Raw genomic sequence first — 24121 nt, forward strand, 5'->3', positions numbered from 1 at the left:
ACACGGGACGACGGTTCACCGGATGATCGTTCCCACGCTCTGCGTGGGAATGCCGCCCGGGACGCTCCGCGTCCCTGTGACGCAGAGCGTCACTGGATGCGTTCCCACGCAGAGCGTGGGAACGATCAGTACCAAAAGTTCGAGGCGGCGTTTGTCGCCTCTGTAACGATCAAAGATTTCCGGAGTACGCCATGGCCACCGCCATTCCCCTGAACGCGGGCACCGACCCCACCTTGAAGCAGCGGCTCAAGCACGCCGAGCGGATCAACCGCTGGAAAGCACAAGCCTTGATCGCGCCGCTGGTGCTGTTTCTGTTGCTGGTGTTCCTGGTGCCCATCGTGGCGCTGCTCTACAAAAGTGTCGGTAACCCTGAAGTGGTCGGCGGCATGCCGCGCACCGTGGCGGCTATCGCCAGTTGGGATGGCCGAGGCCTGCCCGCTGAACCGGTTTACAAGGCCGCCAGCGAAGACCTGGCTGAAGCCCGCAAGAATCAGACATTGGGCGACCTGTCCAAACGCTTGAACATGGAATTGGCCGGCTACCGCAGCCTGCTGACCAAAACCGCACGTGCCTTACCGTTCGCCACCGAACCGGCCTCTTATAAAGAAGCGCTGGAAGCTCTCGACGAGCGCTGGGGCGATCCCGCCTACTGGCAAGCCGTGCGCCGCAACACCAGCAACATCACGCCTTATTACTTGCTGGCGGCAGTCGATCACCGTATCGACGACCTCGGCGAAATCGCCCCGGCCACGCCCGATCAGGCGATCTACCTCGACATTTTTGCCCGGACGTTCTGGATGGGTCTGATCATCACCGCCATTTGCCTGGTGCTGGCGTATCCGTTGGCCTACCTGCTGGCGAACCTGCCGTCACGGCAAAGCAACCTGCTGATGATCCTGGTGCTGTTGCCGTTCTGGACTTCGATCCTGGTGCGAGTCGCCGCGTGGATCGTGTTGCTGCAATCGGGCGGCTTGATCAACAGCGGCCTGATGGCGATGGGCATCATCGATAAACCGCTGGAACTGGTGTTCAACCGCACCGGGGTTTACATCTCCATGGTGCACATCCTGCTGCCGTTCATGATTCTGCCGATCTACAGCGTGATGAAAGGCATTTCGCCGACCTACATGCGCGCCGCGATTTCCCTCGGCTGCCACCCGTTCGCCAGTTTCTGGCGGGTGTACTTCCCGCAGACCTATGCCGGTGTCGGCGCCGGTTGCCTGTTGGTGTTCATCCTCGCCATCGGCTACTACATCACCCCGGCCTTGCTGGGCAGCCCGAACGATCAGATGGTCAGCTATTTCGTCGCTTTCTACACCAACACCAGCATCAACTGGGGCATGGCGACCGCACTCGGTGGGCTGCTGCTGTTGGCGACCGTGGTGCTTTATCTGATTTACAGCTGGCTGGTGGGCGCCAGTCGCCTGCGCCTGAGCTAAGGGGAGAACGAAATGCTGAGTCCTTATATGTCGCCCATTGAACGGGTGTGGTTCTACAGCTTGCGGATTCTCTGCGGCTTGATTCTGTTGTTCCTGATTCTGCCGGTGCTGGTGATCATTCCGCTGTCGTTCAACTCCGGGAGTTTCCTGGTGTACCCGCTGCAAGGCTTTTCGCTGCAGTGGTATCAGGACTTTTTCGCCTCGGCGGAATGGATGCGGGCGTTGAAGAACAGCATCATCGTCGCTCCGGCGGCGACTGTGTTGGCGATGATCTTCGGTACGCTGGCGGCTATCGGCCTGACCCGTGGCGACTTCCCCGGCAAACCGCTGGTGATGGCGCTGGTGATTTCGCCGATGGTGGTGCCGGTGGTGATCATCGGTGTGGCGAGCTATCTGTTCTTTGCGCCACTGGGCCTGGGTAACAGTTTCTTCTCGCTGATCGTGGTACATGCGGTGCTGGGTGTGCCGTTTGTGATCATCACGGTGTCGGCGACCTTGCAGGGGTTTAACCAAAACCTGGTGCGCGCCGCTGCGAGCCTGGGCGCTTCACCGCTGACGGCGTTCCGTCGGGTGACCTTGCCGCTGATTGCGCCTGGTGTGATCTCTGGTGCGCTGTTTGCCTTCGCCACTTCGTTCGATGAAGTAGTGGTGACGCTGTTCCTCGCCGGTCCTGAGCAAGCGACATTGCCACGGCAGATGTTCAGCGGCATCCGCGAAAACCTCAGCCCGACCATCGCGGCGGCGGCGACGTTGCTGATTGCCTTCTCGGTGATCCTGCTGCTGACCCTGGAATGGCTGCGCGGCCGTAGCGAAAAACTGCGCACCGCCCAGGTCTGACCCACCCGCAATGATCGTTCCCACGCTCCGCGTGGGAATGCAGCCCGGGACGCTCCGCGTCCTATCGAGAGCCGAGCGCGGAGCGTCCGTTGAGGCATTCCCACGCAGAGCGTGGGAACGATCGGTAGGCTACGGGTATGATCATTCATGACCTGAATAGCAGACAAACCCCAATCCCCAGCTACTCTTGTGCCCAGCTCCCCTATCTATAAGAGGCTGCGCACATGAGTCTTTCCTCTTTCAAAATCGCTCACAAACTGATCACCGGCGCAGCTGCCATCGAGCAATTGGCGGCTGAACTGACACGCCTGGACATCGATAACCCGCTGATCGTCACCGATGCCGCACTGGTCAAGTCCGGCACGGTCGAGCTGGCGCTGGCGCAGTTGGGCGACCGAACCTACGAAATTTTCGACCGCGTGCTGCCAGATCCGGAAATCGCCATCGTCGAAGATTGCATGCGGGTCTACCGCGAGGGCGGGCATGACGGACTGATCGGCCTCGGTGGCGGCAGTGCCATCGACATCGCTAAAAGTGTCGCGGCCTACGCCGGTTATCACGGGGCGCTGGAGGATCTGTTCGGCATCGATCAGGTGCCGCGCAAAGGCCCGCCGCTGATCGCCATTCCGACCACCGCCGGCACCGGCTCGGAAGTCACCAACGTGGCGATCCTTTCCGACAAGGTCGCGCAGCTGAAGAAAGGCATCGTCAGCGACTATCTGTTACCGGATGTGGCGCTGGTCAGCCCGCAAATGACCCTGACCTGTCCGCGCAGTGTCACGGCTGCCAGTGGCGTGGATGCACTGGTGCACGCCATCGAATCCTATCTGTCGCTCAACGCCTCACCGATTACCGACGCGCTGGCCATCGGCGCCATCAAGCTCATCGCCAAGGCGCTGCCGAAGGCCTACGCCAATCCATCCAATCTCCAGGCCCGCGAAGACATGGCCACCGCCAGCCTGATGGCCGGCATGGCGTTCGGCAATGCCGGGGTCGGTGCGGTCCACGCGCTGGCGTATCCGCTGGGCGGCCGTTTCAACATCGCCCATGGCGTCAGCAACGCCTTGCTGCTGCCGTATGTCATGACCTGGAACAAAATGGCCTGCGTGGAGCGCATGCAGGATATCGCCGAGGCCATGGGGGTGAAGACCGCTCATTTGAGCGCCAACGACGCGGCGGACAAGGCCGTAGAGGCGATGACCGAATTGTGCGCCGCGGTGGAAATCCCGCCGGGCCTGCACAGCTTCGGCGTTCCAGAAGATGCCATCCCGGCCATGGCCGTGGAAGCGGCGGGAATCGAGCGCCTGATGCGCAACAATCCGCGCAAATTGAGTGCGATCGATATCGAGAAGATCTACCGAGCGGCCTACTGATCATCGCGGCCACGGTGCGCGGGTCAAAGCATGAGGTATACAATGCGCGCCATCGTGATTCTGCTCAAAAAAGGTGCGTCATGCAGCCCTTCGTAATTGCTCCGTCGATTCTCTCCGCCGACTTCGCCCGCCTGGGTGAAGAAGTGGACAACGTCCTGGCCGCTGGCGCCGACTTCGTGCACTTCGATGTCATGGACAACCACTACGTGCCGAACCTGACCATCGGCCCGATGGTGTGTGCCGCGCTGCGCAAGTACGGCGTGACCGCGCCGATCGACGCACACTTGATGGTCAGCCCGGTGGACCGCATCGTCGGCGACTTCATCGAAGCCGGCGCGACCTACATCACTTTTCACCCGGAAGCCTCGCAGCACGTCGACCGCTCCCTGCAACTGATCCGCGAAGGCGGCTGCAAGTCGGGCCTGGTGTTCAACCCGGCGACGCCGCTGGACGTGCTCAAGTACGTGATGGACAAGGTCGACATGATCCTGTTGATGAGCGTCAACCCGGGCTTTGGCGGGCAGAAGTTCATCCCCGGCACCCTCGACAAACTGCGTGAAGCGCGGGCGCTGATCGATGCTTCCGGCCGCGATATCCGCCTGGAAATCGACGGCGGCGTGAACGTGAACAACATTCGTGAGATCGCCGCTGCTGGCGCCGACACCTTCGTCGCCGGCTCGGCGATCTTCAATGCGCCGAACTACCAAGAGGTGATTGAAAAGATGCGTTCCGAACTGGCGCTGGCCCGCCCATGAGTGGCTTTGAGCAGTTGTTTCCGGGGTCTCTGCCACGGCTGGTGATGTTCGATCTGGATGGCACGCTGATCGATTCGGTCCCCGACCTCGCAGCGGCTGTGGATAACATGCTGCTCAAACTCGGGCGAAAACCTGCCGGCATCGAATCGGTGCGTGAGTGGGTGGGCAACGGTGCTCCGGTGCTGGTTCGTCGCGCGTTGGCCGGTGGCATCGACCATTCGGCGGTAGATGACGGCGAGGCCGAAGGTGCGCTGGAAATTTTCATGGAGGCCTACGCCCAAAGCCATGAACTGACGGTGGTCTACCCCGGCGTACGCGATACCTTGAAATGGCTGCACAAGCAGGGTGTCGAGATGGCGCTGATCACCAACAAGCCGGAGCGTTTCGTCGCGCCGCTGCTGGATCAGATGAAAATCGGCCGTTATTTCCGCTTGATCATCGGTGGCGACACCCTGCCACAGAAAAAACCAGACCCGGCCGCGCTGTTTTTCGTGATGAAAATGACCAACATCCCGGCGTCGCAATCCTTGTTCGTCGGCGATTCGCGCAGCGATGTGCTGGCGGCGAAAGCGGCGGGGGTCAAATGCGTGGCGCTCAGTTACGGCTACAACCATGGTCGACCGATTGCCGAAGAGTCGCCGGCGCTGGTGATTGACGATCTGCGCAAGTTAATTCGCGGTTGCCTGGATCCAGCCGCTGAGATAACGTTGCCCGACGCTGTTCAACCCCCTTCTGGAAACGCCATCGTGGTGGTCACTCGCAAACTCTGGATGAAAGTCATCAAGGCCCTGGCCCGCTGGCGTTGGCGCGCCTGACTTGTTCCTGGCCGGCATACCGGCGCGTTTGCATACCTGACTGTCAGACCCTCAAGCCACGAGGCTACCCCATGATCCGCGAAGAATTCCTGCGTTTGGCCGCTGCCGGCTACAACCGTATCCCGCTTGCCTGCGAAACCCTGGCCGACTTCGACACGCCGCTGTCGATCTATCTGAAACTGGCCGATGAGCCCAACTCCTACCTGCTGGAATCGGTGCAGGGCGGGGAGAAGTGGGGGCGTTACTCGATCATCGGCCTGCCGTGCCGCACCGTGCTGCGGGTTCACGATCATCACGTCAGCGTGACCCACGACGGCATCGAGATCGAAAGCCACGAAGTCGAAGATCCGCTGGCCTTCGTCGAAGCATTCAAAGCGCGCTACAACGTGCCGACCATTCCTGGCCTGCCGCGCTTCAATGGCGGTCTGGTGGGTTACTTCGGTTACGACTGCGTGCGCTATGTGGAGAAGCGTCTGGGCAAGTGCCCGAACCCGGATCCGCTGGGGGTGCCGGACATTCTGCTGATGGTTTCCGACGCGGTGGTCGTGTTCGACAACCTCGCGGGCAAGATGCACGCGATTGTCCTGGCCGATCCTTCGCAGGACGATGCTTTCGAGCAAGGTCAGGCGCGCCTGGAAGAGCTGCTGGAAAAACTCCGTCAGCCGATTACCCCGCGCCGCGGCCTGGATTTCAGCAAGCAACAATCGGCTGATCCAGTGTTTCGTTCGAGCTTCACCCAGGACGATTACGAAAAAGCCGTCGACACCATCAAGGAATACATCCTGGCCGGTGACTGCATGCAGGTCGTGCCGTCCCAGCGCATGTCGATCGACTTCAAGGCTGCGCCCATCGACTTGTACCGCGCTTTGCGTTGCTTCAACCCTACGCCTTATATGTACTTCTTCAACTTCGGCGACTTCCACGTCGTCGGCAGTTCGCCGGAAGTGCTGGTGCGGGTCGAAGACAACCTGATCACCGTGCGCCCGATCGCCGGCACTCGCCCACGCGGGGCCAGCGAAGAAGCGGACCTGGCGCTGGAAAAAGACCTGCTGTCCGACGACAAGGAAATTGCCGAGCACTTGATGCTGATCGACCTGGGCCGTAACGACACCGGTCGGGTCTCGGAAATCGGTTCGGTGAAGCTCACTGAAAAAATGGTCATCGAGCGTTATTCCAATGTGATGCACATCGTGTCCAACGTCACCGGTCAATTGAAGGCCGGCCTGACCGCGATGGACGCATTGCGGGCGATTCTGCCGGCGGGAACCTTGTCTGGCGCACCGAAGATTCGCGCGATGGAAATCATCGACGAACTGGAACCGGTCAAGCGTGGTGTCTACGGCGGTGCCGTCGGCTACTTCGCCTGGAACGGCAACATGGACACCGCGATCGCGATTCGTACCGCAGTGATCAAGAACGGCGAACTGCACGTGCAGGCCGGTGGCGGCATCGTTGCCGACTCGGTGCCGGCGCTGGAATGGGAAGAAACCCTGAACAAGCGCCGGGCGATGTTCCGTGCCGTAGCCCTGGCCGAGCAAACCCCGGCAAGCTGAGCTCCCACAAGAAACTCACTACATAAAAAAACGCGGCACCCGTGAGGGCGCCGCGTTTTTTGTGCCTGCTGTTTACCGGATCAGAAGTCCAGTGCAACCCCGACGGTAAGCCCTTGCTGGGTAAAGTCATCATCCTTGCGGAACGTGTACCCACCGCGCAACGCCAGATCGGCCGTCAACTTGTGACTGACCCCCAGGCTCACGCGATTCAAGTGGCTTTGCGGGGTGTAGCCGTCCAGCTTGAAGTCCAGGGACGGCAGGCTGTTGAGCGCGATATTTACTTTCTGAGTGTCATCCTCGTATTCATGCTCATACGCGTATTCACCAAACACTTGAGTCTGTGGAGTGATCTGATACTTACCCTGCAGACCGGCGCCCAGACGTTTTGAATCGCGAGTCTGATCATCAAAAGTCAGCGCTGTAGAGCGAGTGCTGTTTTCCGAATAGCCGTCGACTTCCACTTTTGCGTAATCAGCGCTGATGAACGGCGACAGGTGCCACTCGCTGCCCGGTTGCGCAATGTCGTAGCCAAGGCGGGTGCTGAAGGCCCACAGATCACCATCGGTATCGCCTTTCTCCGCTCCTTCGCCGCCGCCCAGATCAAATTTGCGTTTGAGGTTGTCGTAATCCAGCTTGCCGCCGGTCAACGCGGCATCGGCCCACCAGCGATTCTGCTGGAACTGGGCGAAGGCGGTGGCCAGGTAGTTGTTGAGTTTGTAGTCCGAATCGTTACTGCCTGCTTCCAGGTTCTGACGATAGAAACCCGCCGCCACACCGACGCGCCAGGCATCATTAAGCCGATAGCTGCCGCCGATGTTCAGGTTGTAACCGTCGCCATCAGCGCTGGCGCCGCTGCTCTGGCTATCGACATCCAGATGCTGTCCGCCTCCGGCGACAATCGCGCGCCATTGGCCGACCGCCTGCCAGTTCCCCCAGTCCGATTGCCATTGGCTGCGCAGTTCATCCTGGTGCGCACGCAAGGTGGCGTGGGCCATTTCCGGCAACAACGTCAGCTCCCACGGCGCCGCCAGCAAGGAATAGGCGTAGTCGGAAATGAGTTTCTGCCCGGCTTCGGTCGGATGAACCCCATCGTTATAAATCAGCTTGCCGGGGTCCGGCGTGGCACTGTTGATGCCATACGCAGGGTTTTCGGTGCAGCTGTTACCGCTGAAGCACGTCGCTGTCAGGTTCTGGCCAGCAGCAAAACCGAATCGAGCCGGATCGGCGAAGGTTTCCTGCAACAGCAGCGGAATGTTCAACGGGATGATTTCGGCATCGATCCCTGCGAGGCGAGTGACCAATTGCCGATTGAAAGCAGCGCTCAGTAGTGAAGTAGGCGTCTGCTGGGGCGTGCCGTTGATGGCGGGCGTTAAACCCAGGTCGGGCAGCAGCCATACCATGATGTATCGGGCGCCGGCGGTTTGCAGGACCTGGACGCTGTTGGCCAGTCGATCCGCAGCGGCATTCGCTTGGGCGCCACTTTGTACGCGTCCCTGAAGAAAATCGTTCCCGCCCCCGGAGATGTAATACAGCGCATTCGGATCGGCGCTGAAGTTGTTTGTCGGCAGATAGCCCGCGCGCGCGCGTTCACCCGTGGCGGATACGCTAGTGATCGAGGTGAGGATCTGGTCCGTGCGGTAACCGCCTACGGCCCAGTTGTTCCCGTCCGGCAGGCCCTGGTTCGCACGCGCCGCCGAGGTCGAGGCGGCGGTCTGGTCCGGTGAAAAGCCGAGCCTTTCGCCCAGCAGTTGGGTCGAGTTGGCGGAGTAGACTTCGCCGCTGCCGTTCCGGTAAGTCGGGCCGGTTCGGTTGGTGAAGCGCACGGTCGAGCCGGGAGGGCCGCCCGTGTCGGTAAACTGCCCGGCATCGTTAAGGCTATCGCCGAAGACAATGAAATTCGAATAAGGGTTGGGCGCTGCGATCGCCTGGGTGCAGGCCATCGCGAGCAAGCAGCTGGCAAGCGGTACAGCCAATGTCTGTCTGATCATGAGCAAGTCCGTTTGTTATTGTTGTAGTGAGCAAAACGATAGTGCCAAAAACTATAGGGCCTGTTGCCGTTCGGCGCGAACCGATCAATTGTTTCAAGAGCTTCGATCGCCCCATATTGCACGCTCTGCCCAGCTAAGTTACTGTGCCGAGACGTATAAATGAGACCTTCCCCGTGTTGATCGTCAGCAAACTTCTGGATCAAGTCATCAAGGCACACGCCCGTTGGCGTTGGCGCGCCTGAATCCTTCTGCCGGCCCGGCCGGATCTTTACCGCTTTGCCTTCTTTACCCGCAAGACAAACCGCTTTGCAGCGCGACTCCAGCGACTGACAAAGTGCAGGAAGCTGCGGGTAAATCTTTCGAAGGCTGTATTCAAAGTCAGTAAATTCAAGAGGTTTTTACGCCATGTTGCTGATGATCGATAACTACGACTCTTTTACTTACAACGTTGTGCAATACCTCGGTGAGCTCGGCTCCCAGGTCAAAGTCGTGCGCAACGATGAGCTCACCATTGCCGAAATCGAAGCCCTCAACCCTGAGCGGATTGTCGTTTCACCCGGTCCTTGCACGCCGAACGAAGCCGGCGTGTCGATTGATGTGATCAAGCATTTTGGCGGAAAACTGCCGATTCTCGGCGTTTGCCTGGGGCATCAGTCCATCGGCCAGGCCTTTGGCGGCGATGTGGTGCGTGCCCGTCAGGTCATGCACGGCAAGACCAGCCCGGTGTTCCACGAGGACAAAGGCGTATTTGCAGGCCTGAACCATCCGCTGACAGTCACCCGCTATCATTCACTGATCGTCAAACGTGAAACCCTGCCCGATTGCCTGGAGCTGACCGCCTGGACCCAGCTTGAAGACGGCTCGGTCGACGAGATCATGGGCCTGCGCCACAAGACCCTGAACATCGAGGGCGTGCAGTTTCACCCTGAGTCGATCCTCACTGAACAGGGCCACGAGCTGTTCGCTAATTTCCTCAAACAAACCGGCGGCACGCGCTAAGGACTTTTCATGAATATCAAGACAGCCCTGAGCCGTATCGTCGAGCAGCTCGACCTCAGTACCGACGAGATGCGCGATGTCATGCGCGAAATCATGACCGGTCAATGCACGGACGCGCAGATCGGCGCGTTCATGATGGCCATGCGCATGAAGAGTGAAAGCATCGACGAAATCGTCGGCGCCGTGTCGGTCATGCGCGAGCTGGCGGACAAGGTCGAACTCAAGACCCTCGACGGCGTCGTCGATGTAGTGGGTACCGGTGGCGATGGCGCCAACATTTTTAACGTCTCGACCGCTTCCTCGTTCGTGGTCGCGGCGGCCGGTTGCACGGTGGCCAAGCACGGTAACCGTGCGGTCTCGGGCAAAAGCGGCAGCGCCGATTTGCTGGAAGCGGCGGGTATCTACCTGAACCTTACGCCGGTTCAGGTCGCACGCTGCATCGACAACGTCGGCATCGGCTTCATGTTCGCCCAGACCCATCACAGCGCCATGAAGCACGCCGCAGGCCCGCGCCGCGAGCTGGGCTTGCGCACGCTGTTCAACATGCTCGGCCCGCTTACGAATCCGGCCGGCGTGAAGCATCAGGTGGTGGGCGTGTTCAATCAGGCGTTGTGCCGGCCGCTGGCCGAAGTCTTGCAACGTATGGGCAGCAAGCACGTGTTGGTAGTGCACTCGAAGGATGGCCTGGACGAGTTCAGTCTGGCGGCGCCAACCTTCGTGGCGGAATTGAAGGATGACCAGATCACCGAGTATTGGGTCGAACCAGAAGACCTGGGCATGAAAAGCCAGAGCCTGCACGGTCTGGCAGTGGATAGCCCGGCGGCTTCCCTGGAGCTGATTCGTGATGCCCTGGGCAAGCGCAAGACCGAGAACGGTCAGAAAGCCGCGGAAATGATTATGCTCAATGCCGGTGCTGCGCTCTACGCCGCCGACCATGCCAGCAGTTTGAAAGAAGGCGTTGCCCTGGCGCACGATGCGCTGCACACAGGCCTCGCTCGGGAAAAACTGGAGGAGTTGGGTGCATTTACCGCGGTATTCAAAGTGGAGAATGAGGGATGAGTGTACCGACGGTTCTGGAAAACATTCTGGCCCGAAAAGTCCAGGAAGTCGCTGAGCGTAGCGCTCGCGTAAGCCTGGCGGAGCTGGAAAGTCTGGCCAAGGCGGCCGATGCACCCCGTGGTTTTGCCCAGGCACTGTTGGCTCAGGCCAAGCTCAAGCAGCCAGCGGTCATTGCAGAAATCAAGAAGGCTTCACCGAGCAAAGGCGTTATCCGCGAGAATTTCGTTCCCGCCGACATCGCCAAGAGTTACGAGAAGGGCGGCGCGACCTGCCTGTCAGTGCTCACCGATATCGATTACTTCCAGGGCGCCGATGCGTATCTGCAACAGGCGCGTGCCGCGTGCAAACTGCCGGTGATCCGCAAGGACTTCATGATCGATCCATATCAGATCATTGAAGCCCGAGCGTTGGGCGCCGACTGCGTGCTGCTGATCGTCTCCGCACTGGATGACGTGAAAATGGCCGAGTTGGCTGCCGTCGCCAAAAGTGTCGGCCTCGATGTGCTGGTGGAAGTTCACGATGGCGACGAGCTGGAGCGGGCCTTGAAAACCCTCGACACTCCGTTGGTCGGCGTAAACAACCGCAACTTGCATACTTTCGAAGTCAATCTGGAAACCACCCTCGATCTGTTGCCGCGTATTCCGCGTGATCGCTTGGTGATCACCGAAAGTGGCATTCTCAACCGGGCCGATGTCGAACTGATGGAAATCAGCGATGTGTACGCGTTCCTGGTTGGCGAAGCGTTCATGCGCGCCGAAAGCCCGGGCACCGAGCTGCAGCGTCTGTTCTTTCCTGAGCGTGGTATCGCGGTGAGCGGTTCTACACTCGACTGAACGTGACTTGATGAAGAAGCCGGCGATGCCGGCTTTTTTATACCCCAAACAAAGGATGTCTACTGCCATGACCCAGCCCATCGCCTTGACCGTCGAAGCCGGCCTGCTCGCCGAACAGAATCTGTTGGCGCATGTGTGCACTGGTGATTCGGAGTTTGGCCTTCTGTTCTGGCAACCCAGTGATAAGGCGCTGGTCATGCCGCGACGATTGAATCGTCTGCCTGGGTTCGAGGCCGCGTGCGAAGTGTCGGCGGCGGCAGGTTGGCCGGTGTTGTTGCGTGAAACCGGCGGTGAACCGGTGCCGCAATCGGCCTCGACGATCAACATTGCACTGGTCTACGCGCCACCGCGTAGCGAGGGTGACCAGAACCGCATCGAAGCCGGTTATCGCCGGCTTTGCGATCCGATTTGTCAGTTACTCGATGAACTGGGCGGCGTTTCGTCTTTGGGCGAAATAGAGGGGGCATTCTGTGATGGGCGTTTCAACGTCAACCTTGATGGGCGAAAAATGGTCGGCACGGCTCAACGCTGGCGCCAGAGCAAGGGTGGTACGCGTCCGGTAGGGTTGGTGCACGGGGCTTTGTTGCTCGATAACGAGCGTGAGTCGATGGTTGCTGCGGTCAACCGTTTCAATGAAGCCTGTGGCCTGGAACCGCGGGTTCGCGCCGAGAGCCACATTGCTCTTCATGAAAAATATGCAGCACCTGATGCGTTGGGGCGACTCGACAGTTTGTACCGCGAATTGCTGACAGACATGTTCAGGGTTTAGCGCGTACCGAAGACCACCATGGTCTTGCCTTTGACGTCCACCAGGTTGCGCTCTTCCAGATCCTTGAGAACGCGACCGACCATCTCACGTGAACAACCGACAATCCGCCCGATTTCCTGACGGGTCACCTTGATCTGCATGCCGTCGGGATGGGTCATTGCATCTGGTTGCTTGCACAGTTCCAAGAGGCAGCGTGCGACGCGGCCGGTAACATCGAAGAACGCAAGGTCACCCACTTTGCGGGTGGTGTTACGCAGGCGCTGTGCGATTTGTCCGCTGAGCACGTAAAGAATGTCTGGATCCTGTTGGGACAGTTCGCGGAATTTTGCGTAGCTGATCTCCGCGACTTCGCATTCGATCTTGGCGCGCACCCAGGCGCTGCGTTCCTGTTCCAGGCCGGCCTGTTCGAACAGGCCCAACTCGCCGAAAAAGTCTCCGGAGTTCAGGTAGGCAATGATCATTTCGCGGCCGTCGTCATCCTCGATCAGGATGGTGACCGAACCCTTGATGATGAAGAACAGGCTTTCCGAGCGGTCGCCGGCACAAATGATATTGCTTTTGGCTGCATAACGACGGCGCTGGCAGTGCATCAACAGCTTGTCGAGGTTTTTGATTTTGGGTGTTGGGGTAATAGCAACCATGGTTGTATCCCGAAAAGACTTCACGGTGTGTTTGATTTTCTTATGAGTCGCTGAGATTGCTGGCAATGCGCCATTGAATTGGCGCCAGCTTAACAGACACTTCCTGCAATATTCGAGAATTTACCTACAGCGCAACGGCTTGCGTCGTAGGAAGGCGAGGCGTCGTCAATCAAGGCCCCTGTGCTAAGCTGGCGACCCTTTTTTATACAGTGGAGTCTTGGCGATGAAGGCACGCATCCAATGGGCTGGCGAAGCCATGTTCCTCGGCGAATCCGGCAGCGGTCATGTCGTGGTCATGGACGGGCCGCCCGATGCCGGCGGTCGCAACCTGGGTGTCCGGCCGATGGAAATGCTCCTGCTGGGTGTTGGCGGTTGCAGCAATTTTGACGTGGTCAGCATCCTCAAGAAGTCCCGTCAGGCCGTTGAAAGCTGCGAAGCCTTCCTCGAAGCTGAGCGCGCCACCGAAGATCCTAAGGTTTTCACCAAGATCCATATGCACTTCGTGGTCAAGGGTCGAGGCTTGAAAGAAGCCCAGGTCAAACGCGCCATCGAGCTGTCTGCCGAGAAGTATTGCTCGGCGTCGATCATGCTTGGGGCTGCTGGCGTGGCAATTACCCACGACTACGAGATCATCGAGCTCGGTTGAATCGACATCCCACTACCGTAAAAGCAGCGCGGACGGTCGCGATCCCAAGCTGATGTCTGTAAGGCTTGCCCGCGATTGCGTCCTTGAGATTGCCATCGCGGGCAAGCCATCTGAGGTCAGATCCGGTAAGTACTCTTGGTCATGACCTTGGCCATCAGGCTCATGCCGAACTTCACCGGTGCCGGAAAGCGGAACCCCCCAGCCTCCAGCGCGCTTTCGGCGTGGTGTTCTTCATCAATGCGCATCTGCTCGAGGATCGCCCGGGACTTTTCATCCTCGGCAGGCAGTTGCTCAAGGTGTTCGTTGAGGTGTTTGCAGACCTGATGCTCGGTCGCCGCAACGAAACCCAGGCTGACTTTATCGCTGATCAACCCGGCTACCGCGCCAATCCCGAACGACATGCCGTAGAACAGCGGATTGAGAATGCTGGTATGGCTGCCTAGCTGTTTTATGCGTTGTTCGCACCAGACCAGATGGTCGATTTCTTCCTCGGCGGCGTGTTCCATGGCGGCGCGCACTTGCGGCAGCTTGGCGGTCAAGGCCTGACCTTGATACAGCGCCTGGGCACAGACTTCGCCGGTATGGTTGATGCGCATCAGGCCGGCGACGTGCCGGGTATCTTCGTCGCTCATTTGCGCATCCGGCTGCACGATAGCGGGCGAAGGGCGGTACGGCTGGCCACTGAAAGGCAGCAAGGTGCGCATCGCGGCATCGGCTTGTAGCAGAAGGCGGTCAATCGGCGAGTAGTGACGTTGGGTTGTCATGCTGACCTCCGGGAAAAATCTCGGCGGCCAGTTTAACCCAATCGGCCGGGGGAAGGTTTGCGCTGAGTCATTGCGACGCAGGTGCTAGTGGGGGCGGGATTGCCCACCCCCACAGGAACTTGCTGCGATCAGCCCGGCGGCCAATGCATCTGGCGCTGACCCAATACATGCATATGTATGTGATAGACGGTCTGCCCACCCAATGGATTGCAGTTCATGACCACGCGAAAGCCTTCTTCGCAACCCAGTTCCAGGGCCAGACGCTGGGCGGTGAACAGAATATGCCCGGCCAATGCCTTGTCGTCCTCGGTCAGGTCGTTAAGTGTGCGCACCGCTTTTTTCGGAATCACCAGAAAATGCACGGGTGCCTGTGGGGCGATGTCGTGGAAGGCCAGTACCTGGTCGTCCTCGTAAATGATCTTCGCCGGGATTTCCCGGTTGATGATCTTGGTGAACAGAGTATCCACAGCTTTTTTCTCCGTTGTTTGGGCTGGCCTGAGTGTAACCATGGGTTATGCCCGAGCCCAGCCTTTTACCTTGAGGGGCGATCAGCGCGGGCAGTAAACCTTGTTGACCATGCCGGCAATTGTCCGGGTCAGCCAGCGCGAGCCGAGTCGCGGCAGGAAGGCGCGCCAGCGGTTGCGTCGACCCGGAATAATAATGGCGCGATTTTTCTCCAGCGCGCGGACGGTGTAGAGCGCGACTTCCTCGGGGCTCATCAGCATTTTGCTGTCGGCCAGTTTGCTAGCGTCCAATTGCGCGGTGCGGAAAAACGCCGTGCGGGTAGGGCCGGGGCAGAGCACCGAGACCTTGACCGCGCATTTTTTCAGTTCGACGCGCAACCCTTCGGAAAAATGCAGCACATAAGCCTTGCTGGCGTAATAAGTACTCATCCACGGGCCGGGATGGAACGCCGCAACCGAGGCGACATTCAAAATCTGCCCGCCGCCCTGCAGCGCCATACTGTTGCCGATCGCGTGACACAGGCGAGTGAGCGCAAGGATGTTCACTTCGATCAGGTCCTGCTCGGTCATCCAGTCCTGAGCCAGGAAAGGCCCGCAGGTGCCGATGCCGGCGCAGTTGACCAGCAAATCGATCTGTCGGTCACCTTCCTCCAGCTCCAGCAGAAAACCCGACAGCCGTAGCGGCTCGCCGAGGTCACAAGCTCGGAACAGCACTTCCACGCCAAAACGTTGGGTCAGTTCAATTGCAATACTTTCCAGCTGATCACGCTGACGGGCCACCAGAATCAGACTGCGGCCGCGCCGGGCCAGCGCTTCGGCCATCGCCAGGCCGATGCCGCTGGAAGCGCCAGTGATCAGTGCGTAACGGGTCATGCATTTCTCCATCGCAACAGCTCCGCGCCGACGACGCAGGTGTCAAGGGCGGGGAGCGCTGTTCATTCTTTCGCAGAGTCTACAGGGGGCTGGGCTGCTTCGGCTGCATCGTCGGCTGAATTTGGCGCGGACTCTGCTTCCACAGCGGTTTGATCTTCGATCTCTTCGGTGGTCACGGAGTCACTTTCATAGCTGCTCTGGGTAGCACTTTCATACTCACTCTGAATGGTAGTAAGGCCACCGCTCAGTCCGCCGATGAACAGGATCGCGATAAACACCAGCCACAATGAAGACAGAACTTTAACCGCGGTGCTGTTGGGCGGTGGTGGCGCACCGTATCGATTGGCGGTGTTATTGCCCGGCACAATCATCATTACGAACGGGAAGATGCTGCCCACGAACGGTACGAGCGTCAGTAGCCAGAGCCAGCCAGACCAGCCGATATCGTGCAGACGCTGGACACTGAACTGAATACTGACGAACGCCAGCGCCACGAAGAGAATGAAGACCAGCAAGCCACCGAGAATCAGGCCGGCGGTAGTGTCCGTAGTGATAAGGGCCAAGCCGAAAACAGCAAGCACAGCGCCAACGCCAAGAGTCACCAGGGTCAGCGACATCGTCCAGGCCAGATAACGCAAGCGGCCGATCCGACCCTCGAAGCTGAACGGTTTGAGTGTGGAAAACGCTGGCAAGGCTTCGCCAACGGTAGCCTGGGGTGGTGCGTAAGGGGATTCGGGGTCTGCCGCGACGGCAGGGGCGTGTTCGTGAACGTCAGCCAGGTTCAGCTCGATCGAGGGTTCGGATTCGATCCGGGCATCGACACCGGTTTTGTTCAGCGCCTGGAGATAGGTCTGCGCATCGACCTGCGACAGGTCGCGTTTGAGCGCAACCGGCTTGCCACTGAACAGCCGCTCGATGGCAGCCACATCGGTTTTGAACAGCTCGGCGAGATTAAGCTTGGCGGTGGTGACGTCAACACCTGGCAGCAGAGCGCCGTCGAACACGATCTTGAAACGGTTTTCGCTCATTACGAGGCATCCTTGCAGTGTGAAGCCAGCCGGAATGGACTGGCCTGGTTTTCCCGTCAGCGTGGCCAGCGCTTGGGCAACTCTGCCGCCAGCTCTAGCGCTTTGCGGTACTCGGCATCAAGGCGGGCGACCAATTGATCGACGCTTGGCAGGTCATCGATCTCGCCGACACCCTGTCCTGCGGACCAGACGGTTTTCCAGGCTTTGGCTTCATCGCTCATGGGCTTGAGTTTGGAGCCGAAGTCCACCTCACCCTTGCCTTGCAACGCGGCCATGTCGAAACCTGCAGCCTCAAGACTCTGACGCATAAAGCTCGCCGGTACTCCCGATACCGCTGGAGTATGGACGATGTCCGCGGCTCTGGCAGTCAGCAGCATCTCTTTATAGGCGTCAGGCGCATGACTTTCGGTGGTGCCGATAAATCGTGTGCCGAAGTAGGCCAGATCCGCACCGAGTAGTTGTGCCGCGAGAATCTCGTGGCCGTGGTTCAGGCAGCCGGCCAGCAGCAGGGTCTTGTCGAAGAATTGGCGGATCTCGGCAATCAGCGAGAACGGGCTCCAGGTCCCGGCATGTCCGCCGGCGCCCGCTGCCACGGCGATCAAACCGTCGACACCGGCCGCGGCGGCTTTCTCTGCGTGGCGACGAGTCGTCACGTCATGGAACACCAGGCCGCCGTAGCTGTGCACTGCATCGACCAGTTCTTTCACGGCGCCGAGACTGGTGATCACAATCGGCACTTTGTGCTCGATGCAGATCTCCAAGTCCGCTTGCAGCCGCGGGTTGCTGTGGTGGACGATCAGGTTCACCGCATAAGGCGCCGGATTCTCTATTGTCGCCAACCCTGCTTCGATCTCTTCCAGCCAGGCCCTGAAACCGCTGCTCTCGCGCTGATTCAGCGCAGGAAAGCTGCCCACCACGCCATTACGGCAGCAGGCGAGCACCAGCTGCGGGTTGGAAATCAGGAACATTGGCGCGGCCACCACCGGCAGACGCAAGCGTTGTTCGAGCAGAGCGGGCAGCGACATTGGAAGTACCCCGATGAGTTGTGCTTATTGGAGTTAGAACGGCCGGACGACGACCAGAATTACAATGGCCAGCAATATCAGAACCGGCACTTCATTGAACCAGCGATAAAAGACATGACTGCGGGTGTTCTCGCCACGGGCAAAACGTTTCACCTGGGCGCCGCACATGTGGTGGTAGCCGATGAGGATCACCACCAGGGTCAACTTCGCGTGAATCCAGGCACCTTGACTGAATATGCTGGGGTTCAAGGCGATCAGAGCGATGCCGAAAACCAGGGTGGCGATCATCGCCGGCCCCATGATGCCGCGGTACAGCTTGCGCTCCATGATGCTGAAGCGTTCCTTGCTGACGGTGTCTTCACTTTGGGCGTGATAAACGAACAGGCGGGGCAGGTAGAACAGGGCGGCAAACCAGCAGACCATGCTGACGATGTGAAGCGCTTTAAGCCACAGATAAAGCATTTTTAGTTATTCCCAGGTTCACGGTAGCGAAGATAGTAGAGGGTAGAGCGCCCGCACGTCACCTTGCCGGTTGTCGCAGGACGATACGGGCCCTATTATCGACGGCTTTCCAGTGGGTTCGTTGAGGGCAGGTTTATGGTCAAGGTCGGTATCGTCGGCGGCACGGGTTACACCGGTGTCGAACTGCTGCGTCTGTTGGCGCAACATCCGCAAGCTGAAGTGGCAGTCATCACTTCCCGATCCGAGGCCGGTCTGGCCGTGGCTGATATGTATCCGAACCTGCGCGGTCATTACGACGGTCTGGCGTTCAGTGTTCCGGACATCAAGACACTGGGCGCTTGCGACGTGGTGTTCTTCGCCACGCCTCACGGTGTTGCCCATGCGCTGGCTGGCGAACTGTTGGCGGCTGGGACCAAAGTCATCGATCTGTCGGCGGACTTCCGTCTGCAAGACGCTGATGAGTGGGCCAAGTGGTACGGTCAGCCGCACGGCGCGCCGGAGCTGCTGGAAGAGGCGGTTTACGGCTTGCCGGAAGTCAATCGCGAGCAGATCAAGCAGGCTCGTCTGATCGCCGTGCCGGGTTGCTATCCGACTGCTACGCAATTGGGTTTCCTGCCATTGCTTGAAGCAGGTCTGGCTGACACCACTCGCTTGATTGCCGACTGCAAGTCCGGCGTCAGTGGTGCCGGTCGTGGCGCGTCTGTAGGTTCGCTGTACGCCGAGACGTCGGAAAGCATGAAGGCTTACGCGGTCAAAGGTCACCGTCATCTGCCGGAAATCCGCCAGGGTCTGCGTCGTGCTGCGGGCAAGGACGTCGGTCTGACGTTCGTTCCGCACCTGACGCCAATGATTCGAGGTATCCACTCGACGCTCTACGCGACAGTCGTGGACCGCTCCGTAGATCTGCAAGCGCTGTTTGAAAAGCGCTATGCCAACGAACCGTTCGTCGATGTCATGCCGGCCGGCAGCCATCCGGAAACCCGCAGCGTGCGTGGTGCCAACGTTTGCCGTATCGCCGTGCATCGTCCGCAGGATGGTGATCTGGTGGTGGTGTTGTCGGTGATCGACAATCTGGTCAAAGGCGCGTCGGGTCAGGCGGTGCAGAACCTGAACATCCTGTTTGGTCTGGATGAGCGCTTGGGTCTGTCTCATGCAGGCATGCTGCCGTAAGGTTTTCCTGCTCAGAAAAAAGGCCCGTCTGACGGGCCTTTTTGCATTCGGGGCTTACGATTGGGTTGATTGATATACCGTAACAATAGTTGACCGATTTTCTAGGAGAAGCGGATAATGCGCGTCATCACGCATTATGGCGGCGTAACGCCGGGAGATAGTTAGCATGAGCGTCGAATCCTTCACCCCCACGGCTTTGCAATTTACCCACGGTGCCGCGCACAAGGTGAAGAGCCTGGTCGATGAAGAGGGGAATGATCGTTTGAAGCTGCGCGTATTCGTTACGGGCGGCGGTTGTTCAGGGTTTCAATACGGCTTCACCTTCGATGAAGAAGTGGCCGATGACGACACCATCGTCGAGCGCGAAGGTGTCAGCCTGGTGGTCGATCCGATGAGCTTCCAGTACCTGGCAGGTGCTGAGGTGGATTATCAGGAAGGTCTGGAAGGTTCGCGCTTCGTGATCAAGAATCCGAACGCCAGCACTACGTGTGGCTGCGGATCTTCGTTCTCGATCTGATCGCAATCATCGCATCACCAAGCGCCGCGTGGCCTCAGGGCTTCGCGGCGTTTTGCTGTGTGCAGATCAAGCGGGGTAGATGGCGCCGAGTACGCGCAGGCCACTTGCACCGGTAACGCTCGGGCGATTGGCTGCGATGCCTTCAAGGCAGCAATGGGCCAGCCAGGCGAAGGCCATGGCTTCGACCCAGTCCGGGTCTACACCGAAAGCCGCGGTGCTGCTGACGTTGGTGTTTGGCAGCAAGCTGGCCAAGCGGTTCATCAGCGTAGCGTTATGGGCGCCGCCGCCGCAGACCAACAGTTCCCGGGTATCTGATTGAGCGCTTTGCAGTGACTCGACAATAGTCAGGGCGGTCAGTTCGAGCAGGGTTGCCTGCACGTCTTCTGCGGTAAAGGTCGCCAGTTTCGATAAATGCTGTGTCAGCCATGCAAGGTTGAATACTTCGCGGCCGGTGCTCTTTGGGCCTTTGGTCACGAAAAATGGATCACTCAGCAGTTCGTTCAGCAGAACCGGTTGGACCTTGCCGCTGGCGGCCCACTGGCCGTCACGATCAAAGTTGTCGCCGCGTTGCTGGTGAATCCAGGCATCCAGCAGAACATTGCCCGGGCCGCAGTCGAAACCGGCAACCGGTTTGCCGGGCTCGATCAGGCTGAGGTTGCTGAATCCGCCAACGTTCAATACCGCGCGATTGCCTGCGCGTTCTTCAAACAACGCTTCGTGAAAGGCTGGAACCAGTGGGGCGCCTTGTCCGCCAGCCGCCACATCGCGGCTTCGAAAGTCGCTGACCACGGTGATACCGGTCAACTCGGTCAAAAGGGCAGGGTTGCCAATCTGCACAGTAAAGCCGCGCGCCGGCTCGTGGCGAATGGTCTGGCCGTGGCTGCCAATCGCGCGAATATCTTCGGGTTTCAGTTTTTGTTGGTCGAGGAGGGTGTGAATACCCCGTGCCGCCAGTTTCACCCAGTTCTGCTGGGCGATGGCGGAGCGGGCAATCTCGTCCGGGCCGCTGGCGCACAAACCAAGCAGCTCTGTGCGCAGGGAGTCAGGCATGGGAATGTAGTGCGTGGCGATCAGTTTGATCGCTGGGGCCAGCTCGACCAGCGCTATGTCCAGGCCGTCGAGGCTGGTCCCTGACATCACACCTATATAAAACGTCATGGTTTAGCGCTTTCTCGAAGCCAGTTGCGTGGATTTCTCTTGATCCATGCGCGCCATCAGCGGTTGGCTCTGCGCGAGGAAACGTGCGCGTTCAGCTTTGGAGATCGGATCAGCCATGGCAACTTTCTGACCTAGTGGGTCAACGTGCACGCCATTGACCTGGAACTCGTAGTGCAAGTGCGGGCCGGTGGAGAGGCCAGTGGTGCCGATGTAGCCAATCACCTGGCCTTGCTTGACGCTGCCGCCAGTCTTGACGCCTTTGGCGAAGCCCTGCATATGACCATATAACGTGCGGTAGGTATTGCCGTGCTGGATGATCACGGTGTTGCCGTAACCGCCGCGACGACCCGCCAACAATACTTTTCCGTCACCGGCAGCCTTGATCGGCGTACCGCGTGGTGCCGCGTAATCGACACCTTTGTGGGCGCGGATCTTGTTCAGGATCGGGTGTTTGCGTCCCATGGAGAACTTCGAGCTGATGCGGGCGAAATCCACCGGGGTACGGATGAACGCCTTGCGCATGCTGTTGCCGTCAGCAGTGTAGTAGCTGCTGTTGCCTTGTTTATTGGTGTATCGCACGGCGGTGTAGGTCTTGCCGCGGTTAGTGAAACGTGCAGAAAGGATCGGGCCATTGCCGACAACCTTGTCGTTGATGACTTTCTGTTCGTAGATGACATCGAACTGGTCGCCTTGGCGAATGTCCTGGGCGAAGTCGACGTCATAACCAAACACACTGGCCATGTCCATGGTCAGGCTGTGGGACAAACCGGCGCGCGCAGCGGACTGCGACAGCGAACTGTTGATTACGCCATGAACGTAGGCAGAGCGCACGGTCGGTTTGGCTGTAATGCGGTTGAATGCATAACCCTTGTCATTCTTGGTGAGGGTTATGCTTTCAACGTCGCTGACCTTGCTGTGCAGATTGGTCAACTGGCCATCGGGGCCCAGTTCGAATTCGAGTTTCTGGCCATGTTTGAGTCGGCTGAACTGCTTGGCTTGTTTGTCGCTGGCCAGTACTTCATGCACCAAAGCTGTTGGAAGGCCGACTTTTTCAAACAGTGTGGAGAGGGTGTCGCCTTTAGAGACGATCACTTCCCTGTGGTTTGGAGACTTTTTTTCTTCGATCACAGGCGCCGGCACGGGCGCGGCCTGAGCGGTTTCCTGTGGTTCTTCGACGCTGTTTTCGATCTGCGCGAAAGGGGAAGCTGCTGGCTCATTTGTGGCCTGGACGGCCTCGGCAGCGTCTTGATCTTGTGTCAGTTGTTCTGCGGGGCTTTCCAGTTCAAGACTCAGGGTCGTCTTTTTGGCTTCAACATCACTGGAAGGAAATACCAGAAGCGCCAGGCTCAGAAGGGCGGCGATGCCACTTGCTGCGAGCAGGTGGGTCTTCGGGTAAAGCGGCGGCGCTTTAGACGATTCTTTGGTCATAGGTAATTTTTGACTTTGAAAAAGATGAATTGAAAAAGATGAATGACATGATGAAGATGAAATAACTGTATAAAATATAACCAAATCATCTCTGAAGCAAGTCCGCGAACGCTGTGTTCGCGGATTGGCGTCCGTGCGCCGGGCAAAACTTGTATTTGACGCGCGATCTTGTATGGTTGGTTCCCTTTGAATTCGAGTCTTGCGGGTCTGTTATGAAGTCGGTTGAAGAGCAGCTAGCGCTGATTAAACGTGGTGCAGAAGAACTGTTGGTCGAGTCCGAGCTGATCGAAAAGCTCAAGCGTGGCCAGCCGCTACGTATTAAGGCAGGCTTCGATCCGACCGCGCCGGATTTGCACCTTGGTCATACTGTGCTTATTAATAAGCTGCGCCAGTTCCAGGAGTTGGGGCATCAGGTGATCTTCCTTATAGGTGACTTCACCGGGATGATCGGTGATCCAAGCGGCAAGAGCGCGACACGTCCTCCGCTCACCCGTGAGCAGGTTCTCGAGAATGCCGAGACTTACAAGACTCAAGTCTTCAAGATTCTTGACCCAGCCAAGACCGAAGTGGCGTTCAACTCCACCTGGATGGATCAGATGGGCCCAGCCGACTTCATTCGTCTGACTTCGCAATACACCGTGGCTCGCATGCTTGAGCGCGACGATTTCGACAAGCGATACACAACCAATCAGCCAATTGCCATTCACGAGTTCCTCTATCCGCTGGTTCAGGGTTATGACTCGGTTGCTTTGCGTGCTGATGTCGAGCTGGGTGGTACTGATCAGAAGTTCAACCTGTTGATGGGGCGTGAACTGCAGCGTGGATATGGTCAAGAGGCTCAATGCATTCTGACGATGCCGCTGCTCGAAGGTCTGGATGGCGTGAAGAAGATGTCCAAGTCCCTGGGCAACTACGTGGGGATCCAGGAGGCGCCGGGTGTGATGTACGGCAAGCTGGTTTCCATTCCGGATGTGCTGATGTGGCGCTACTTCGAATTGCTCAGCTTTCGCTCCATGGAAGAGATCAATGCATTCCGTGCCGATGTCGAGGCGGGAGCCAATCCGCGTGATATCAAGATCAAGCTAGCCGAAGAGATCGTCGCACGTTTCCATGGTGAAGAGGCTGCGGCCAATGCTCACCGCGGGGCGGGTAACCGTATGAAGGATGGCGAGCTGCCGGACGATCTGCCGGAGATCGAATTGACTGCTACTGAAGACATGCCGATTGCCGCTGTCCTTAATAAGGCAGGCCTGGTCAAGAACTCGGCTGTCGCGCGGGACCTTCTAGGTTCTGGTGGTGTGCGTATAGATGGTGAGGTTGTCGATCGCACTTTTATATACGTACTGGGCGCGACCCACGTTTGCCAGGCCGGGAAGAAGGCATTTGCACGTATTACGCTCAAATCCGAGTGAAGCTTGAATTAGGTGTTGACGGCAGATTCTGGAAGTCTATAATTCGCCCCACTTCCGGCGCAGTCGAAACGGAAAACTCCTTGGTAAACAATGAGTTATGCAGTTTTCGGCAG

24 protein-coding genes are annotated in these 24121 nt (G+C 58.7%); 14 read left to right on the plus strand and 10 right to left on the minus strand.

Annotated elements, in window-relative coordinates:
• Nucleotides 1-191: 191 nt before the first annotated feature.
• The 6 genes from PFAS1_RS14050 (at nucleotide 192) to trpE (ending at nucleotide 6772) form a co-directional block, all read left to right on the plus strand.
• Nucleotides 192-1439 (plus strand): ABC transporter permease, encoded by a 1248-nt coding sequence (locus PFAS1_RS14050; RefSeq protein ID WP_074871377.1) that lies wholly within the window; start codon nucleotides 192-194, stop codon nucleotides 1437-1439.
• A gap of 12 nt (nucleotides 1440-1451) precedes the next feature.
• Nucleotides 1452-2276 carry an ABC transporter permease gene (locus PFAS1_RS14055; protein WP_074871376.1) on the plus strand — a complete coding sequence of 275 codons (825 nt, stop codon included), beginning with the start codon at nucleotides 1452-1454 and terminating at the stop codon, nucleotides 2274-2276.
• A 224-nt stretch (nucleotides 2277-2500) separates the two neighbouring features.
• A complete protein-coding gene (locus PFAS1_RS14060; RefSeq protein WP_076029542.1) occupies nucleotides 2501-3649 on the plus strand; it encodes an iron-containing alcohol dehydrogenase in 1149 nt (382 codons plus the stop codon).
• A gap of 80 nt (nucleotides 3650-3729) precedes the next feature.
• Nucleotides 3730-4404: a ribulose-phosphate 3-epimerase gene (gene rpe, locus PFAS1_RS14065; RefSeq protein ID WP_008027088.1), complete on the plus strand. Its 675-nt coding sequence runs from the start codon at nucleotides 3730-3732 to the stop codon at nucleotides 4402-4404.
• Nucleotides 4401-5219, plus strand: a complete 819-nt coding sequence (locus tag PFAS1_RS14070; protein WP_074871372.1) for a phosphoglycolate phosphatase — start codon at nucleotides 4401-4403, stop codon at nucleotides 5217-5219. Before rpe ends, PFAS1_RS14070 begins: the two co-directional genes overlap by 4 nt.
• A 71-nt stretch (nucleotides 5220-5290) precedes the next feature.
• Nucleotides 5291-6772, plus strand: coding sequence for an anthranilate synthase component I (trpE, locus tag PFAS1_RS14075; RefSeq protein ID WP_076029543.1), 1482 nt, complete (start codon nucleotides 5291-5293; stop codon nucleotides 6770-6772).
• A gap of 80 nt (nucleotides 6773-6852) precedes the next feature.
• Here the strand turns inward: trpE and estP are convergent, their stop codons facing one another.
• The gene (gene estP, locus PFAS1_RS14080) at nucleotides 6853-8760 is read right to left on the minus strand and encodes an esterase EstP (RefSeq protein WP_076029544.1); all 1908 of its coding nucleotides are present in this window, start codon (nucleotides 8758-8760) and stop codon (nucleotides 6853-6855) included.
• A gap of 405 nt (nucleotides 8761-9165) precedes the next feature.
• Here estP and PFAS1_RS14085 point away from each other — a divergent pair, with 405 nt between their 5' ends.
• From PFAS1_RS14085 to PFAS1_RS14100, 4 genes are all read left to right on the plus strand, one after another.
• Nucleotides 9166-9759 carry an aminodeoxychorismate/anthranilate synthase component II gene (locus tag PFAS1_RS14085; RefSeq protein ID WP_074871366.1) on the plus strand — a complete coding sequence of 198 codons (594 nt, stop codon included), beginning with the start codon at nucleotides 9166-9168 and terminating at the stop codon, nucleotides 9757-9759.
• A 9-nt stretch (nucleotides 9760-9768) separates the two neighbouring features.
• Nucleotides 9769-10818 (plus strand): anthranilate phosphoribosyltransferase, encoded by a 1050-nt coding sequence (trpD, locus tag PFAS1_RS14090; protein ID WP_056741323.1) that lies wholly within the window; start codon nucleotides 9769-9771, stop codon nucleotides 10816-10818.
• On the plus strand, nucleotides 10815-11651 hold the full coding sequence (trpC, locus tag PFAS1_RS14095; RefSeq protein WP_076029545.1) for an indole-3-glycerol phosphate synthase TrpC: 837 nt from the start codon (nucleotides 10815-10817) through the stop codon (nucleotides 11649-11651). Before trpD ends, trpC begins: the two co-directional genes overlap by 4 nt.
• A 67-nt stretch (nucleotides 11652-11718) precedes the next feature.
• Nucleotides 11719-12420, plus strand: a complete 702-nt coding sequence (locus PFAS1_RS14100) for a lipoate--protein ligase family protein (protein WP_076029546.1) — start codon at nucleotides 11719-11721, stop codon at nucleotides 12418-12420.
• On the opposite strand, the gene crp is transcribed toward PFAS1_RS14100, so the two are convergent.
• Nucleotides 12417-13061, minus strand: a complete 645-nt coding sequence (gene crp, locus PFAS1_RS14105) for a cAMP-activated global transcriptional regulator CRP (protein WP_074871360.1) — start codon at nucleotides 13059-13061, stop codon at nucleotides 12417-12419. The two genes, PFAS1_RS14100 and crp, sit on opposite strands and share 4 nt — an antisense overlap.
• 223 nt (nucleotides 13062-13284) lie before the next feature.
• On the opposite strand from crp, the gene PFAS1_RS14110 reads away from it, so the two are divergent.
• The gene (locus PFAS1_RS14110) at nucleotides 13285-13707 is read left to right on the plus strand and encodes an OsmC family protein (RefSeq protein WP_007941657.1); all 423 of its coding nucleotides are present in this window, start codon (nucleotides 13285-13287) and stop codon (nucleotides 13705-13707) included.
• Between the two features lie 116 nt (nucleotides 13708-13823).
• On the opposite strand, the gene coq7 is transcribed toward PFAS1_RS14110, so the two are convergent.
• From coq7 to hemJ, 6 genes are all read right to left on the minus strand, one after another.
• Nucleotides 13824-14471 carry a 2-polyprenyl-3-methyl-6-methoxy-1,4-benzoquinone monooxygenase gene (gene coq7, locus PFAS1_RS14115; protein ID WP_008147238.1) on the minus strand — a complete coding sequence of 216 codons (648 nt, stop codon included), beginning with the start codon at nucleotides 14469-14471 and terminating at the stop codon, nucleotides 13824-13826.
• Nucleotides 14472-14599: 128 nt separating this feature from the next.
• Nucleotides 14600-14938, minus strand: coding sequence for a histidine triad nucleotide-binding protein (locus tag PFAS1_RS14120; RefSeq protein WP_008147240.1), 339 nt, complete (start codon nucleotides 14936-14938; stop codon nucleotides 14600-14602).
• A gap of 81 nt (nucleotides 14939-15019) precedes the next feature.
• A complete protein-coding gene (locus PFAS1_RS14125) occupies nucleotides 15020-15808 on the minus strand; it encodes an SDR family NAD(P)-dependent oxidoreductase (protein ID WP_074871358.1) in 789 nt (262 codons plus the stop codon).
• Between the two features lie 62 nt (nucleotides 15809-15870).
• Nucleotides 15871-16836 carry a DUF805 domain-containing protein gene (locus tag PFAS1_RS14130; protein WP_076029547.1) on the minus strand — a complete coding sequence of 322 codons (966 nt, stop codon included), beginning with the start codon at nucleotides 16834-16836 and terminating at the stop codon, nucleotides 15871-15873.
• Nucleotides 16837-16892: 56 nt separating this feature from the next.
• The gene (locus PFAS1_RS14135; protein ID WP_076029548.1) at nucleotides 16893-17861 is read right to left on the minus strand and encodes an NAD(P)H-dependent flavin oxidoreductase; all 969 of its coding nucleotides are present in this window, start codon (nucleotides 17859-17861) and stop codon (nucleotides 16893-16895) included.
• 33 nt (nucleotides 17862-17894) lie between these two features.
• Nucleotides 17895-18323: a protoporphyrinogen oxidase HemJ gene (gene hemJ, locus PFAS1_RS14140; RefSeq protein ID WP_076029549.1), complete on the minus strand. Its 429-nt coding sequence runs from the start codon at nucleotides 18321-18323 to the stop codon at nucleotides 17895-17897.
• Nucleotides 18324-18458: 135 nt separating this feature from the next.
• On the opposite strand from hemJ, the gene argC reads away from it, so the two are divergent.
• Nucleotides 18459-19493, plus strand: a complete 1035-nt coding sequence (argC, locus tag PFAS1_RS14145) for an N-acetyl-gamma-glutamyl-phosphate reductase (RefSeq protein ID WP_076029550.1) — start codon at nucleotides 18459-18461, stop codon at nucleotides 19491-19493.
• A 166-nt stretch (nucleotides 19494-19659) separates the two neighbouring features.
• Nucleotides 19660-20010, plus strand: coding sequence for an iron-sulfur cluster insertion protein ErpA (gene erpA / locus PFAS1_RS14150; RefSeq protein ID WP_007947969.1), 351 nt, complete (start codon nucleotides 19660-19662; stop codon nucleotides 20008-20010).
• Between the two features lie 66 nt (nucleotides 20011-20076).
• Here the strand turns inward: erpA and PFAS1_RS14155 are convergent, their stop codons facing one another.
• The gene (locus tag PFAS1_RS14155; RefSeq protein WP_076029551.1) at nucleotides 20077-21168 is read right to left on the minus strand and encodes an anhydro-N-acetylmuramic acid kinase; all 1092 of its coding nucleotides are present in this window, start codon (nucleotides 21166-21168) and stop codon (nucleotides 20077-20079) included.
• 3 nt (nucleotides 21169-21171) lie between these two features.
• Complete coding sequence (locus PFAS1_RS14160) at nucleotides 21172-22596, minus strand: peptidoglycan DD-metalloendopeptidase family protein (protein ID WP_076029552.1); 1425 nt, start codon at nucleotides 22594-22596, stop codon at nucleotides 21172-21174.
• A 212-nt stretch (nucleotides 22597-22808) separates the two neighbouring features.
• Here PFAS1_RS14160 and tyrS point away from each other — a divergent pair, with 212 nt between their 5' ends.
• Complete coding sequence (gene tyrS, locus PFAS1_RS14165; protein ID WP_076029553.1) at nucleotides 22809-24008, plus strand: tyrosine--tRNA ligase; 1200 nt, start codon at nucleotides 22809-22811, stop codon at nucleotides 24006-24008.
• Nucleotides 24009-24121: the final 113 nt, after the last annotated feature.

The sequence above is a fragment of the Pseudomonas frederiksbergensis genome, assembly GCF_001952935.1.
Lineage (GTDB): Bacteria > Pseudomonadota > Gammaproteobacteria > Pseudomonadales > Pseudomonadaceae > Aquipseudomonas > Aquipseudomonas frederiksbergensis.